We start from the raw sequence: 16137 nt of genomic DNA on the forward strand, positions 1-16137 counted from the left end.
GATATTACCTTGTTATTTAAAAGATGCTGATGAGAGGATTCGAACCACCGACCTACGCATTACAAGTGCGTTACTGTAGTGATTCATAAGTCTCAAAAGGTATTGGAAGCCTATAAAATATAGTATATCAAGCTCAAGATAATCACAAGGTTTTAAAGATATTTCCCCCCTAGAAATTTGGAACTACGATCCCGCTTAACGCTATAGCAAAAGTTATTTTATAAGAAAGATCTCATCAATCGCTTAAGTCACATTAGTCCATACAATGGAACCTCTTCAATAAAAGTCACATTAGATACGTATTCTCATGTACTTCCTAACCTACAACAGACAGTTCTAAAAGAACTCGGAAGTTCCATTACAATTGGATACTCCCCCACTTAGCTGACTGAAGTGGGGGAGTATTCAATTTGCTGTCTAGCTACAGGAAAAAGCAAACCGGTTCCCTTTTGATAATAGGCGTGTTTTAAATCGCGATTTCACTTATAGTACCTTTGTTTGAAGGCTATTTGAAGCAAAATAAGTGTATGCATATTATTGGGGTAAGCAAGCATCAATTTCGGCAGTAATTATTAGTGATGAATCATTATAAACTTTTGAACTTGCATTAGAAATATGATAATCATGTTCTTTATTATTGTAAATATCGTAAACGAGCTCGATGTGTGCTACAGCTTGAATGACTGGAGCGATGGTTGTTGCAATTTCAGTTACAAGCCAATCTAGAGCACTTGAAAGTAAACCATCTAAACGGTTGTTTAGTGAGGTATCAAGCTCCACCTTAATATCCTTTCTGTCAATAATAACTTTAGGCTCCAAAACAATACTCGTGATATCCTTTTCCGGGAAGTTAGATAACACAGATACTTTCCATGTGGTCATTACATTCTTGAACGATAGATGCAGTGAAGCACTATCTTTAATGCTCAAAAATTCGACACCCCATCTTTTCAACCTTATTCCCAATGTTATACCTCCCCCCCCTTTTACAGTAACCTCAGCCTCGAGTTGATCATTATTTAGTTCTAATCGGTTAAGCTGTGTTGTGTAATATGCTTTAACGGTATAATACATGCCCCCACCTTTGGTACGGCTTTTGCTATCCCCAGAATTTCGATGTGGACCGGCAAGTACATTTAGCGAATCCTCGCTGAAAGCTAACGAGAAGTAGCGTCTTTTATCCGATTGGGAGCTATTGTTTAGGGACAACAAAGAGATAACGTCATCTCTACATACACATTTCGGAGGTAAATTGTGAGACACCACGGAGAAAACCAAAAAAAGGTAACCAACTTCTAATTTGTCGTCAGTTGTGATGACCTCAACGGGTTTGTAAGAAAATCCTCGAAAAATAAATTCATATTCATTTACTTGATTCCATGATTGTGGCATGGGCGAATCCATTATTAGTGAGTCTAAATAATAAGCAAAGATAGGGCCTGAGCCATTAATTAATTCATTAATAGCACTCTCAATGAAATCAATTAATTTCTCCTCTGAGCCTAAAATTGGGATAGCTATCGCAGGGTAAATGATATGCGTACTGCTCTTCCCCTCCGGTTCTGCATTTTCAAATTCGAGCTGTAAACTTTGAGCAACATCCGCATCAAATGTTTTGACTGAGGGTTGAGCAAAAATCTTTAGATTTATTCTGGTTCTGCTTAACCTAAGAGGGCAATTGTCTTTTTCTGTATATAAATCTAGAAATAGGGGTAGCTTAATGCCAATTTTTTTAATCGATGCGTCAGCAAAGACCCTAGTTTCTTCCAAATGAGAAGGTGTTATACCGAAAGATAAATCGGGGAATCCAGAAATTAAGTAACGTGTACCTATTCGATTATGTAATGACAGAGCCAAACCATCCAGAAGTGTATATTCGCTAAAACCGGCAATTGCTAATGCAGGCCAAGAAAGTGACTTAATTAAATCGTTTGTTACATCAGTTAAATTAGTCGAAACGAAATTATTTACTGCTTCGGATCTACCTAAGTCCCCAAGATTCTCAACATTCTCAGGATGGAGTAAGGAGTCGGGTATTAAATCTTGAGATAAAATGACAAGCAACCGCTTATCTGTGGATATTCTATGTTGTTTTAAAGATCCCGTATTACGCTGCAGATTTACGTGCTTAAGAACTCGAACGTCTTTTTTGCCCCAGATTAAAACCTCTTTGTCATCGCGACTTACTGTTAAAACAGTATCATTGTTTGGAGTAAAGATTTTAACCCCATATTGACTAGCTATGCAGCCTTCAAATGTTTTTCCGATCTGAGATCCATCGGTAATTGAGTAACTCATTATACTACATTGCATCTCACTAATCGGAATACAACCAACGCTTTGATATTTAGTAAATGCTGAGATAAATTCAAGTCCTGATGGACTGAACGCCAAGTCAGCAACTTTGGAATCGCATTTTTGTTCCAATAAAGCCCTTCCGTCTTCTACATTTGCAATCTTTATATATTCATTTTTATTATAAATAATTTTTGAACCATCTTCTGATAATGAGGGGTACCGTATTTCATGGTAGATTGGACCTGTAACTCCAGTAAGAGGATTTAAAATTAACATGTCACCGTCGTCAGAAAGACTTCCGGATTCTACATAAAATAAGAGAATCTTTGGGTCTTTTCCTAAACTGAATTCTATCTTTTGCAGCTCCTTATTTCTTTTATCACCTTTATATACGTCCCAGTTGGTGCTGGTTGTTGAGCCTGAAGTGATATCCCATAATTGCACACCATCTATAGTTCCAATTGCGACTATATTCTGGTTTTCTGGATGAAATGCTATCGCCTCGGCCTTAACATTAATCTTACTAATTATACCTCCATTTAGATTATAAACTTGAACATAATTATCGTAGCATCCGACAATTACACCATCATTGTTCACTGCTATATCTTTTAAAAAGGTAAAATTGTCAGCTTCAAACTTAAAATTTGATGCAATCCGCCCCGTCTCAGTTTCAATTACACTTACTTCATGTATAGAATTGAACACGCTCGATACCTCCACTTTTTGTATTATTACAGTGTTTGTGTTTGTTTTGAAAATATACAGTTTACATCATGAAATTTAATGTGAACGATCGATCGCACTATTTGATAATACTGTGTCCTTCTTAGAAACGGTTCTAAAAGAACTCGGAAGTTCCATTGTAGGGAGTAAACAAACAAGAAAATGAAGGTAAAAAATATAATGAAGCGAAGCTTTAAAGGGGACAAGGTTAGAAAAATGTTAGAAGGTTCGCCTTTTACACAAAAAGGCACGGCCCCGGATAACTTCGGGAGCCGCGCCACGCTTGAATAAATAAGGATGCTGATGAGAGGATTCGAACCACCGACCTACGCATTACGAGTGCGTTGCTCTACCTACTGAGCTACATCAGCATAATTTCTTTTAAATCAGAAACAAAAAATATTATACCGCTTTTTCGCGAAAATGCAACCGCCAAAGTCTGGTAATTGGTCAAAGCTTCTCGCGAACGGAGCGCAGCTTCTGCTCTGAGGAGCTCTCTTTATCACGGCGGTCATCGATTTTGATCGAGGTCGATACACGCATCGCTCCAGATTGGAATGGAGCTTCATGAATGGCCCGGATCGCAGCAAAGATATCTTCAAGCCGCCCCTCAATAATCGTGCTCATGGAGGTCAGTGTATATTGAATGCCAGTTTGCTTCTCCAAGACGCGCTGCAGCTCGGCTACATATGAACTGAGACTGGTGCTTCCTGTTCCTACCGGAATAACCGTTACTTCAGCTATTGCCATCATAATTCCTCCCTATCCCTTCGATTGTTACTTCTATTGTAACCACAACACCAGGTGAAGTTCAAACTCTGAATCACTTGAGTTCCTCAGTTAATTCTAACGAAACTACAGAACGTTATTACTATGAAATCAAGAGCAAATTGAATCTAACGAAACTGCATATCGTTATTTGCTCTGAAACTAGGCTGAAGTGCTTTATTTTAGTTGAATAGCGATACCCTTCGTTAGAATTCTCGGAAGCTCTTTTTCATCCAAATAACGATATCACGTTTCGTTAGAGATGGTTTACTAGTCGTCAGCCGAATCTCCCCTTACTCTCCGATCGCTAACCGATTTAAGCATCTGTGTGGTCCATAAAAGTTCACATTTTTTTTCGGCCCCGACTCGCCGCATTACGTCTGCTTTCTACTGTTTTTCAGTTAATTTTCACTCGTCAATCCCCCTTATGACCTGTTTACAAACACAATATATTGGGCTATGATCAATTCCAGACAACCAAATATAGTATGAACAGGTGGTTCGGAGCATTTTATACTACCGGATCTTAAAAGGGAAGCGCGGTGTAAATCCGCTGCGGTCCCGCCACTGTGACCGGAAGCTTGAGAGGCTTAACAACCTCTATAAGTGAGTGTTCAAAAAAGGTCGGTTTTCAGGATTGACTTCAAGATCAAAAGCGGACTTTTTGAACAATCTCTATAGCGATTCGTCGGCATCATGCCACTGCAGGGTAAGCGATCCTGTGGGAAGGCGCCGCTGAATGACCCGGAAGCCAGGAGACCTGCCTGTTTCAATGACACCGCTAATGACCTGCGAGGAATCAGGCAGGTGTCCGCTTGCAGCTTTTACATACTATTTCAGTACACACTATCCGAACACAGGAGTACTGTGTTTGATTGAGCGCAATCGGGCATTTTCGACCTTTTGGCAGGTTGGAAATGCTTTTTATATGTCTAGAATGTCTAGTAATTAGAGGGGAGCACTTAGTTATGGCTTTATTAAATCGATTTTATACGGATCAGGAGCAAATGCTGGATGAGGTGATTCATTTAGGGGAAGAAATCGTTGCCAGCTCCAACCTTGATGTACTGCGCGAGAATGCAAACCTGAACGGCGAGAGCTTCTCCGGCAAAATGAGCAAATTCGGCAGTGAGTATGCCAAATGGTATGCGAATCACTTTGTGATGCCTAACCATCTGGTACAAGCTATTCAAGATAATATCGTCTATGTACATGACCTGGATCAATATGCCATCGGTACGACGAACTGCATCTTCATTCCATTTGATAAACTGCTCGCCGGTGGCTTCAACACCGGCAATGGCAGCGTCCGTCCTCCTAATTCGATCATGACGGCCATGGCGCTGGTGGCGATCATTTTTCAATCCCAGCAAAATGCCCAGTACGGCGGCGTCTCCGCCAATAAGCTGGATTACGATCTGGCCCCTTATGTAAGCAAATCGTTCGTGAAGTACTTCCGTAAAGGGCTTGGCTACTTCGAAGAAGGAGACGATGCGGCGGACTTGGGTGAGATCTCCATGGGACGTAGCGACCTTCAGGAGCAATATCCAAGAACTTTTAAATATGCCTCCAAGGAGACCGAATCAGAAACTTTACAGGCTGCTGAGAGCCTGATTCATAACTTGAATACGATGTCGAGCCGGGCCGGCGGGCAAATCCCGTTCACCAGCATCAACTATGGCACTTGCACATCTCCAGAGGGACAATTGGTCATCCAATCCCTGCTAAAGGCAACGATGCGCGGTCTGGGCAGCGGTGAGACACCCGTCTTCCCGATTCAAATCTTCAAATGCAAGCAAGGCGTCAACCAGGAGAAGAATGATCCGAACTACCATCTATTCCTGATGGCTGCAGAGTGCTCAGTCAAACGGTTGTATCCAAACTTCGCTAACCTGGATGCGCCTTTGAACCTGCAATACTATGATCCGGCTAATCCGGATACGGAATTCGCAACCATGGGATGTCGTACTCGCGTATTAAGCGATCGCTTTGGACGCAATCATCTGTCCGGTAAAGGCAATCTGTCCTTTAATACGATTAACCTCGTCAAGCTCGGACTAGAGCACGGTATCGCGCTAGGACGGCGCAAAGAAGCCGATGAGCGTGGCTTCTACCGCGAACTGAAACATTATATGGACATTGCAACTGACGGCTTACTGCACCGCTTCGAGATTCAGTCCCGTCAGAAGGCTAAAGCTTCCGACTTCATGATGCGTGAAGGCGTCTGGGAAGGCGGCGAACAGCTTGCCCCTGACGATCAGGTTGGAGACCTGCTCAAGCATGGCAGCCTGTCTATCGGATTCATCGGGTTGGCGGAATGCATGAAAGCACTGTACGGCAAACACCATGGAGAAGATGGGGAAGTATATCGCAAGGCTTATGACCTGATCTCTTATATGCGTAAATATTGCGACGAGCAGAGTGAGCGCCACAATCTGAATATTACTCTGTTCGCAACGCCTGCCGAAGGGCTGTCCGGCAAATTCACCAAGCGTGACCGTGCTGTATACGGCAAAGTGTCTGAAATCGTAGACCGCGAATACTATACCAATTCATTCCATATTCCGGTGTACTATACCATAAGTGCAGCGAAGAAGATTGAGTTAGAAGCACCGTTCCATGATCTTTGCAACGCAGGCGCAATATCTTATATCGAGCTAGATGGAAATGCCCGCAACAATCCGGCTGCATTCATCAACATTGTAAAATTTGCGCTGTCCAAGCAAGTCAGCTATTTCAGCATTAACCATCCGATCGACCGCTGTACGTCCTGCGGCTATGAAGGGATTATCGGAGCTACCTGCCCTTCCTGCGGCCAGCATGAGAATGATGTGCATATCCGTCGCCTGCGCCGGGTTACAGGCTACTTAACCGGAGACTATCAGACACGCTTCAACGCCGCTAAGCAGGCAGAGGTCCGCGATCGAGTGAAGCACGGGATATGAACATTTGCGGTTACTACCCGGAATCTATAAATGAAGGCGAAGGCCTGCGCGCCTCCATCTTCATCAGCGGATGCCGCCATCGTTGTCCGGGCTGCTTCAGCCCGGCAACGTGGAACTTCAAATATGGAGAGCTATTTACAAAAGAACGGCAGGCAGAGATTATCTCGGATATTAAGAATAACCCCCTATTAAGCGGGGTCTCTATTCTTGGCGGCGATCCATTTTTCTCTGCTGAAGAGGTCAACGATTTCATTGATCGACTCCGCCAGGAAGCTGGCCCGGTTCCGATCTGGATCTATACTGGATATACATTTGAAGAACTGTTGGCCATACCGGGAACACCGAAATTTGGCCTGCTGAAACGCTGCGATGTTCTTGTCGATGGGAGATTTATAAAAAATTTAAGAGACCCCTCCCTACTCTATCGAGGCAGCTCTAACCAGCGAATTATAAGGATTCCAGAGAGCTTGGCAGCCCAAAAAGTTATAGATTGGGAACCCTTGTACTCTTTCTAGCCTACCTCGTTTCTTGTATAATTGATAATCTGTGATGTTCCTCACAGTGATTATTGGCGAAATATATACTTACCGGCGCGACACACTTCATCTGCGCCCCTTTTTTTCGCTACTTATTTACAATTTTAAATAACAAGTTTTGTAGCTTCGCACAGCTCCGGCTGCTGCTTGATCTTATATCACGAAAGCGAGGATATTCCATGCCATCATTCGTAACCAAACCTAATAACCGCCAGTTGGCGTTCGACAGCGAGCGCCTGGGCATCTACGCCGACCGTATTCTGGAGGATTTGAACAAAATCGATAAGGAGCGCCTGCTTCGCGGTGTGCAATCCAAATTAAGACGCGATGTCGTTACCGGAGAAGAGATTAGCAGTGCGTTCACGATGTCTGCGCTTGAGCTCGTGACCAAGGAAGAGCCGGAGTGGAAATTCGCCGCTGCCCGCGCCCTGCTGACATCCTTGTATAAGAAGGCCGCCGTGAACCGCCGCTATAAATCTTATCCGGATCAGCCTTACGGCTCGTTCTATCATCTGATCTCCGACCTATGCAAGAGCGGTATCTATCGTGAGGAATTGCTAGAGTATTATACGAAGGAACAAATTGATGAGCTTGGAGAGGCGATTGACCCATCCTGCGACCTACTGTTCGACTATATCGGGCTGCTTACGCTATCTGAGCGTTATCTGGCAAATGACTTTGAAGGCCGGACCATGGAGCTGCCACAAGAGCGCTACATGGTAATTGCCATGTACTTAATGCATAAAGAACCGGCAGAGAGACGGATGGAACTCGTAAAAGAAGCCTACTGGGCGATGAGCAATATTTATATGACCGCGGCAACGCCAACGATGTCCAATGCCGGCAAGAAGGTAGCCGGACAGCTCTCCAGCTGCTTCATCGATACGGTTGACGATTCCCTCGAAGGGATCTTCGACTCCAATACCGATGTAGCTCGCCTCAGCAAAATGGGTGGTGGAATCGGCGTCTACCTCGGCAAAGTCCGGGCCCGTGGATCAGATATCCGTGGACATAAGAATACAAGCTCTGGCGTCATCCCTTGGATTCGTCAGCTTAACAACACCGCGGTCAGCGTAGATCAGCTTGGTACACGCAAAGGAGCAATTGCCGTCTACCTTGACGTATTCCATAAAGATATCCTCTCCTTCCTCGACCTGAAGCTCAACAACGGGGATGAGCGGATGCGTGCGCATGATATTTTCCATGGCATATGTCTGCCTGACTTGTTCATGGAGGCCGTCGAAACACGTGGTGAGTGGAACCTGTTCTGCCCACATGAAGTGAAGAAGACGATGGGTTGGAAGGACGCAAACGGCCGTCCGCTTGGCTTGGAAGATTTCTATGATGAGGAAGTTGGCAGGGGTCAATTCCGCGAGAAATATCAGGAAGCAGTGGATCACCCTACCCTGTCCCGGATCACAATGCCGGCCATCGACATTATGAAGCGGGTTATGAAGTCGCAGCTTGAGACAGGAACGCCTTACATGTTCTATCGCGATACCGTCAACCGTGCGAATCCGAACCGTAACCACGGTATGGTCTATTCCTCCAACCTATGTACGGAAATTATGCAGAACCAATCGCCAACCGTGGTTGAGCAGGAGGAGCTCGTGACCAAAGATGGACAGACCCGGATCGTCATCTCCAAAATCCCTGGCGATTTCGTCGTCTGCAACCTGAACTCGATCCACCTGGCACGTGCTGTACCTGCCGGAGTCCTGGATCGTCTCGTACCGATTCAGACACGGATGCTGGACAACGTCATTGACATTAACAATATTGAGGTGCTTCAAGCACAATATACCAATAGCCAATACCGCGCTATCGGGCTTGGTACCTTCGGGCTGCATCATCTGCTCGCACTTGAGGGCATTCGCTGGGAATCCGAGGAGGCTGTACAGTATAACGACGCTCTATACGAGAAGATCAACTACCTGCTGATCAGATCAAGTATGGAACTCGCTATTGAAAAAGGCCGCTATCCGAAGTTCACAGGCTCGGACTGGGATACCGGACATTACTTCACTTCCCGTGGCTATGTCGACGGTTCGCGTGAAGGCAAATTCGTAACAACAGAGCAATGGAAAGAGCTGATGGGACAAGTCCATGAGAACGGCGTACGCAACGCCTGGATGTTCGCCATTGCGCCGAACGGATCGACCTCGATCATCGCCGGCTCTACCGCCAGCATCGATCCGCTCTATGAACTTCTCTCCTATGAAGAGAAGACAACTTATAAAGTCGCGAACCCTGCTCCGGACCTGTCCGAGAAGACGATCTGGTACTACAAGACAGCGTTCATGATCGATCAGCACTGGTCCATCAATATGGCCAGCGCCCGTCAACGCCATATCGACCAGGCGCAAAGCTTCAACCTGTATGTACGCCCAGACATCAAAGCAACCGAATTCCTGGATCTGCATCTGCATGCCTGGAAGGCTGGCATCAAGACAACTTATTATGTCCGCAGCCGTGCATTAACGATTGAAGAGTGCGAATCCTGCGCATCATAATCCTATTTTTAACACTGATCGATTAGTAAGATAATTAATATTAGGAGATGGACTCAAATGACACTGCAATTACAGGAGATCTTTAACACTAAGGCTCCCAATAAATCAACCCGTATCATTAATGGCGAATGCTCCGGCATTGTGAACTGGGACGATATCCGTATGCCGCACATGTATAAGCTGTACAAAGTGCTGCTGCTCAACTACTGGATTGCCGATGAAATCCCGATGAGCAAGGATGCCCAGCAGTTCCCGCTGCTTGAGCCTGAGGAACAGCGCACCTTCAAGATCAACATCGGCCTCTTAGCCGTGCTTGATTCAATGCAGACGATGTTCGTTGGCGATGTGAAGCGCTATTTAACCGATTCCTCTCTGGAAGCGATCGCTGCGGTCATCGCCCAGCAGGAGGTTGTGCATAACCAATCCTATTCCTATGTATTGTCCTCTCTCGTATCCGATCAGGAGCAGAAGGAGATCTTTGAATATTGGAAACATGATCCGGTACTGCTGGACCGCAATACGTTCATCTCCGAGATCTACCAGAACTTCCGTAACGAACAGACACCTCAGACATTCTTTGAGGCGCTGGTAGCCGACTTGATTCTGGAAGGCATTTTCTTCTACAGTACCTTTGCCTTCTTCTATAACCTGGCTCGCGATCAAAAGATGATGGGGACCAGTCAGATGATCTCCTATATCCAACGTGATGAGAATCAGCACTGCTACTTCTTTGCCGAAGTGTTCAAGCAGTTGCTCATCGATTATCCAGAACTGAATACGCCGGAAAATATGGACTACGTCTATCGTACGATCAACCGTGCGGTTGAGCTGGAGACAAACTGGGCGCATTATACGCTCAAGCAGGTTCAAGGCATCGATCTGAACGAATTGTCCGATTACATCAAATACATCGCCAACAAACGCCTAAAGTTGATGGGACTGGACAAAGCGTACGACGGCGTTGACGTCAACTGCATGCCTTGGATCAAGCCGTTCTCCGACGAAGCGCTCAATGCAACAAAGACGGACTTCTTCGAAGCCAAATCCCGCAACTACGGCAAAGTCGGCGACGACAACGGATTTGATGATCTGTAAGATTTGAACAATAAAAAAGGCACCGAGGTACCGGGAATCCCGATTACTTCAGTGCCTTTGCTATTTACAGTTATATTTCTCCAAGTCCCTATTTCCCCAAAAACTGCTCCAATCCAGCCTTCACCGATGTGAACCGATTCCCGATCAGCTTGACCAAATCCTCGGATGCGAAACTGAATTGCCCCGCGGCAATAGCCGGATAAATAGCCTGGGTCATAAAAGCCGCTGCTGCTCCCGGCGTCCCGGTTGCCACCAGGCGTTCATAGGCCTGTTCAGAGCTTAGATCCGCATGCTTGACTGGTGTGCCAGATACCTCGGACAAAATTTGCACGAACTCATCATACGTAAAAGGATGCGGATGCGCGAGTTCATAGGTTTGGCATTCATGTCCTGCACCGGTCAATACGATGGCCGCGGCCAAGGCTAGATCATTACGGGTCACATAGTTCACTTTGGCTCCTGCTGAAGCAGATACGAACTCGCCCGATTCGATCACTCCATGCAGGCCAGGATTTACGAGAATATCCATATAAAATCCGTTGCGCAGAAAAGTATAAGGAATCCCTGTCGTTCGAATCGCATATTCTGTCGCAAGATGAAGATTCTCCAGTCCCAGCGCAGACTTCTCTGGAAATGCAAGGCTGGTATAAGCGATATGGCCAACCTTTGCATCTCTCGCCGCTTCAACGATCCGAGCATGCTGGGCAATGCGGTGCGTGTTATCCAGGGATGGGCTGGAGATAAAGAGCAGCTTATCCACATTTTCAAAGGCCGCAAGCAAGGAGGCTTCATCTTCATAATCTCCATAGCGAACCTGTAAGCCCAGATCAGCCAGCGGTTTGGCTTTCTCCGGGTTGCGAACCACGGCAATCATATCTCCAGCAGACACGTTAAGCTCCAACAAATGGCGGATCGTCATTTCTCCGAGCTGTCCTGCAGCACCGGTAATTGCGATTTTACTCATAACACCGTCTCCTTTGCAGCTTAATTGTATTTTCGGATTCCCTTTTTACGATTATTATTTTATAATATCTTTATGTCGATTTTTCATGACATCGTAAATGTACAAATTCATAGGCGCCCGTAGCTCAGCAGGATAGAGCGACAGTTTCCTAAACTGTGCGTCGCGGGTTCGAATCCCGCCGTGGCGCGCCACTATCATTGAAACCTTGTTATCGCAAGGTTTTTTTGTTGTTATCTTGAGGCTCTTGTTCAAGCTCCAATGGCAAAAAGGCATACTTGCCGTCCCTCAAGATCTCGCATCTCCGAATGGGGAGTGGATGCTTGAAGAGCGGACCGTCTATAACTGTGGTGTGAAACTCGCCGCCTTCGCCGCAGGGGTCAATGCCCCTGGCCACCAATTCGTCCACATACTCCAGTGTCAGAATACGCCCCAGGTCATCTTGGCTCATGCCTAGCTCCAAGTTCACAGTAACCAGCATCGTAACAAAGCCCAGATTGATGAATTCTTCCACGGCCTCACGGTGATCCTTCTCCCATAACGGCATGCCGAGCCCCAATCCGGCATTTCTCGTCACCCGATCATGCCAGCAATCTTGAACAGGCACATCCAGATCTCCGGTTACCAACACCTCGGCTCCTTGAAGCTTGGCTTCCGCCAATAGCTGCATGAAATTATGCTCGTAGTCTTCCCAGCTTGTAGCTGCAGTAAATACCGGCAATCCTATAGATTCAGCTTGAGCTTGGATCACTTCTGGAGGCATGCCATGGGACCTGGAGCGTTTCCCTTCTTCCTCTAGCATCATAATAAGTCCGATCGCTTGTCCTGTCTGCATTGCTTTATATAAAGCCAAGGTGCTGTCCTTGCCGCCGCTATAGGATGCTACAAATTTACGTCCTACAGCTCCACGCTTCCAGTTGATTGCCTCACTCATCTGCTATCTCCTCTCCTAACCGGCATCTCCATCTCTCAAGCCGCTAGTCTCTCCAAGCGTGCACCGATAATATAAAACTCTCATCTTTATATTATACAGGTTTTCATATCGAAAATGGCCAAGCTGCTGGGAGTTTCCTCAAACTCAGTGTTGCTCCTCATTGATTTGATTTCCATAAATACAGCAAAAAGCCTGCACATTTGCAGGCTATCAGGAAACATATGTTTTTTAAGCGGTCTCTAACGAAACTGGATATCGCTATTGAGCTAAAATTGCCGCTTACTTCCTATCTTTCTCTTCAGTAACGATCCGTAGTTTCGTTGGATTTTATTTGCCGCTGTTTTCGTGGAAATAACGTTCTGTAGTTTCGTTAGAGTTTCCAAAGGGACGCCAACTGAATTTCAATTGGGTTTACTGGACTCAACTGAGTCCATCCTACTTACGCCAATCCGAACCAATGCACCAGACCGAAACCGAGGCCCGACAGAAGAACTGAGCCGATAAATCCGGCGGCAAAAGATTTGAGCCCCATTCTACGGAAGGTGGCGATATCGACGTTCAAGCCTAGTGCCGCCATCGCCATCGCAATCAGCAAGTAAGCTGCGACGATCAACTGGTCCGTCACTACCGCAGGTATGATGCCCAGCGTATTGACGCCGCTCATCAGCAGGAAGCCGAGAATGAACCAAGGAATCGGAATGTCGCGCCAGCTAGTCTTTGCTGCATTTGGGTTGTTTCTGCTCTCGGCTCTGCCCGCCCAAATGCCAATAACAATCGCGACCGGTACAAGCAAGGCCACACGTGTCAGCTTAACGATAACGGCCAGATCAACCGCTTCTTTGCCGCCTGGCGCTGCCGCAGCGATAACATGGGCGATTTCATGGAGCGTAGCTCCCGAGAAAATACCGTATCCAGCCGCCGTCAAACCTAGCACAGGATATAATAGCGTATAAGCCAAGGTGAACACAGTACCTAGAATAGCGATCGTAGCAGCACCAACCGCTGTCTCATCATCACTCGCTTTGATCTGCGGGGCAATAGCCACTACAGCAGCCGCTCCGCAAATAGCGGTGCCGCAAGCGGTCAGAATACCAAGTCGTTGATCAACCTTGAATAACTTGGTCAGCCCATACACAACAAATATAGCAAATACAATATTAATCACTGCAATCGCCAGTACCTTCGGTCCGGCATGAATAATATCAAGAAGATTAAGCCTCATGCCAAGCAGAATAATGCCGAAGCGCAGCAGCTTCTTGCTTGAGAAGTTAATCCCTGGCGCCGCTTCTGACGGCACACCAAATATAGCCCGCCATGCGATACCTAGCAATATAGCGATTACGAGCTGACCCATGATGCTTAAGAACGGAAAACACGCTATAAATTTAGCGAGAATGGCCAGTATTAACGTAATGATGATCCCTTCGGCAAAGCCGAATTTTTTATTTTGCCTCCATAAATGAATATAATTCTGCCCCATCTTTCTCACTTCCCCACTGTTGTAAAAAAATCTGTGTGTAGTTACGGTTACAACTATACGGCGGTCTGCGACAAAGCGGAAATAAAGATCTGCTATCTTGATCATGAGAAATACTTATGATTGGTCCGCTCTAAAATGGAAAACAGGTTGTTGAGCGATTCAGGAGCAGGGTACAATGAGAGTAGCTAGCAAAGGAGAGACTAACGAATGATAGTTGAGAATCTGAAAGTTTTCGTGACTGTGTCTGAACAGAAAAATTTCTCGCGCGCCGCTGAGCTCTTGAATTTGTCCCAACCCGGCGTTAGTCTGCATATCCGCAATCTGGAGAACGAGCTTGGCGCCAAGCTGATGCATCGTTCCCCGAAGCAGGTGAAGCTGACTGAGGCTGGATATATTTTATACGAGAAGGCCAAAAGAATTCTGGACCTATACGATGAAGCAAGGCGGGATATTCAACTACTGCAGGATACGGTAACCGGGGCGATCCATGTCGGTGCCAGCTTCACGATCGGCGAGTATCTTCTTCCACGTCTCCTTGCGGAATTCGTCGCCCAATACCCGCAGGTTGAGCTGCAGGTGACGATCGGAAACACTTGGGAGATTGTTCAGAAGGTTCGTAAGAAAGAGATTAATCTGGGATTGGTCGAGGGGAATGTAACCGGAGAGGATCTGGTGATCACACCCTATATGAAGGATGAGATGCTGCTTGTTGCCGCGCCTGATCATCCGCTTTGCGCCATACGGCAGGCCGATGTCGGTAAGCTCCAGCATATGAATTGGATTTTGCGTGAGAGCGGGTCCGGTACAAGGGCATTCAGCGATCTTTTTCTGCAAGAGCATAAGCTCGAGGTTCAGCGTACATATGTATTCAACAGTAGTCAGGGCGTTAAGGAGGCCGTCGCTGCTGGACTAGGTATCGCGATTCTGTCGCGATGGGTCGTCCGCAAGGAGCTTGAATCGGAAGCATTGCGAAGCATCCCCTTGAAAGGGATCAAGTTCGCACGGGATTTCTCCGTCATCCAGACGAAGGATCATGCCCCCTCGATGGCTATCGAGCGATTTGTACAGCAGCTTATGGAGGATGCCAAGCGATTGAAAGCAAATGGTCTGGGCTAGTCCCTACTCTGGACTGAACAACTCACCCAGCATCCGTTCACGGTTGTTCAAGAACTCCTTCATGATGACATAATGGTCGGTCTCTTCAAGCGCAACTTCCTGCATGCCTTCAGATGTTAATTGATAAATCTTGCTGTCCGGATAAGCCATCAGAATGGGAGAATGCGTGGAAATAATGAACTGGGAATGCTGTTTCACCAGCTCATGAATCCGCGACAGCATCGCCATCTGTCGGTATGGGGACAGCGCCGCCTCCGGCTCGTCCAAAATATAAAGTCCCCTGCCGCCAAACCGGTTCATAAATGTGGCAAAGAAGGATTCGCCATGCGACATCATATGCAGCGATTTTCCTCCATAGGAATTGATAATCGGAGGAGTGAAGCCTGGCTCACGATCAAGCGCATCGATCTGCGTAGCCAGATTGTAATAGCTCTCTGCCCGAAAGAAGAATCCGTCCCTGGCCCGCTGTGCACCGCGCACCGGGCGTAAGTATCGGTACAGCTCTGAATGCGTCTCTGCCGTCGAGAAGTTGAAATTAAGCGTACCTCCCTCGGCATTGAAGCCAAGCGCAACCGCCACCCCCTCCAGCAGTGTCGATTTTCCCATCCCGTTCTCGCCAATGATGTAAGTCACCTTTGGATGGAAATCTATCCGATCCATAGCAGCCACCACAGGCAAGTGAAAAGGGTACCGCCCAAAGGACGGCACCTCTTCCCGGAGCAGTGTCATACTCCGTAAATAGGCCCCTCTATCGTAGATGCTCAT

General features: G+C 46.5%; 11 protein-coding genes, 2 tRNA genes and 1 riboswitch. Of the genes, 6 read left to right on the forward strand and 7 right to left on the reverse strand.

Annotated features, from left to right (window positions below; all coding sequences use genetic code 11):
* Nucleotides 1-534: 534 nt before the first annotated feature.
* The 3 genes from ABD014_RS00755 to ABD014_RS00765 form a co-directional block, all read right to left on the reverse strand.
* Entirely contained in the window at nucleotides 535-3006 is a 2472-nt protein-coding gene (locus ABD014_RS00755) for a WD40 repeat domain-containing protein (protein WP_343856208.1), read from the reverse strand.
* A gap of 316 nt (nucleotides 3007-3322) precedes the next feature.
* Nucleotides 3323-3395 (reverse strand) — tRNA-Thr (locus ABD014_RS00760).
* A gap of 79 nt (nucleotides 3396-3474) precedes the next feature.
* A complete protein-coding gene (locus ABD014_RS00765; RefSeq protein ID WP_343856333.1) occupies nucleotides 3475-3774 on the reverse strand; it encodes an MTH1187 family thiamine-binding protein in 300 nt (99 codons plus the stop codon).
* 495 nt (nucleotides 3775-4269) lie between these two features.
* Nucleotides 4270-4574: riboswitch (cobalamin riboswitch) on the forward strand.
* Nucleotides 4575-4760: 186 nt separating this feature from the next.
* Here ABD014_RS00765 and ABD014_RS00770 point away from each other — a divergent pair.
* From ABD014_RS00770 to ABD014_RS00785, 4 genes are all read left to right on the forward strand, one after another.
* Nucleotides 4761-6737, forward strand: a complete 1977-nt coding sequence (locus ABD014_RS00770; protein ID WP_343856210.1) for an anaerobic ribonucleoside triphosphate reductase — start codon at nucleotides 4761-4763, stop codon at nucleotides 6735-6737.
* The gene (gene nrdG, locus ABD014_RS00775; protein ID WP_343856212.1) at nucleotides 6734-7252 is read left to right on the forward strand and encodes an anaerobic ribonucleoside-triphosphate reductase activating protein; all 519 of its coding nucleotides are present in this window, start codon (nucleotides 6734-6736) and stop codon (nucleotides 7250-7252) included. The genes ABD014_RS00770 and nrdG overlap by 4 nt, the downstream gene beginning before the upstream one ends.
* A gap of 200 nt (nucleotides 7253-7452) precedes the next feature.
* Nucleotides 7453-9786, forward strand: coding sequence for a ribonucleoside-diphosphate reductase subunit alpha (locus ABD014_RS00780; RefSeq protein WP_343856214.1), 2334 nt, complete (start codon nucleotides 7453-7455; stop codon nucleotides 9784-9786).
* Nucleotides 9787-9849: 63 nt separating this feature from the next.
* A complete protein-coding gene (locus ABD014_RS00785) occupies nucleotides 9850-10881 on the forward strand; it encodes a ribonucleotide-diphosphate reductase subunit beta (RefSeq protein ID WP_343856335.1) in 1032 nt (343 codons plus the stop codon).
* 88 nt (nucleotides 10882-10969) lie between these two features.
* On the opposite strand, the gene ABD014_RS00790 is transcribed toward ABD014_RS00785, so the two are convergent.
* Nucleotides 10970-11845, reverse strand: coding sequence for an SDR family oxidoreductase (locus tag ABD014_RS00790; RefSeq protein ID WP_343856216.1), 876 nt, complete (start codon nucleotides 11843-11845; stop codon nucleotides 10970-10972).
* Nucleotides 11846-11958: 113 nt separating this feature from the next.
* Between ABD014_RS00790 and ABD014_RS00795 the strand changes: the two genes are divergently transcribed.
* Nucleotides 11959-12036 (forward strand) — tRNA-Arg (locus ABD014_RS00795).
* 17 nt (nucleotides 12037-12053) lie between these two features.
* Here ABD014_RS00795 and ABD014_RS00800 read toward each other — a convergent pair.
* Complete coding sequence (locus ABD014_RS00800) at nucleotides 12054-12776, reverse strand: Dph6-related ATP pyrophosphatase (RefSeq protein ID WP_343856218.1); 723 nt, start codon at nucleotides 12774-12776, stop codon at nucleotides 12054-12056.
* A 439-nt stretch (nucleotides 12777-13215) separates the two neighbouring features.
* Entirely contained in the window at nucleotides 13216-14256 is a 1041-nt protein-coding gene (locus ABD014_RS00805) for a YeiH family protein (protein WP_343856220.1), read from the reverse strand.
* A 207-nt stretch (nucleotides 14257-14463) separates the two neighbouring features.
* Here ABD014_RS00805 and ABD014_RS00810 point away from each other — a divergent pair, with 207 nt between their 5' ends.
* Nucleotides 14464-15372 (forward strand): LysR family transcriptional regulator, encoded by a 909-nt coding sequence (locus tag ABD014_RS00810; protein ID WP_343856222.1) that lies wholly within the window; start codon nucleotides 14464-14466, stop codon nucleotides 15370-15372.
* 3 nt (nucleotides 15373-15375) lie between these two features.
* Here the strand turns inward: ABD014_RS00810 and ABD014_RS00815 are convergent, their stop codons facing one another.
* A complete protein-coding gene (locus tag ABD014_RS00815) occupies nucleotides 15376-16137 on the reverse strand; it encodes an AAA family ATPase (RefSeq protein ID WP_343856225.1) in 762 nt (253 codons plus the stop codon).

The organism is Paenibacillus motobuensis, assembly GCF_039521865.1.
GTDB lineage: Bacteria > Bacillota > Bacilli > Paenibacillales > Paenibacillaceae > Fontibacillus > Fontibacillus motobuensis.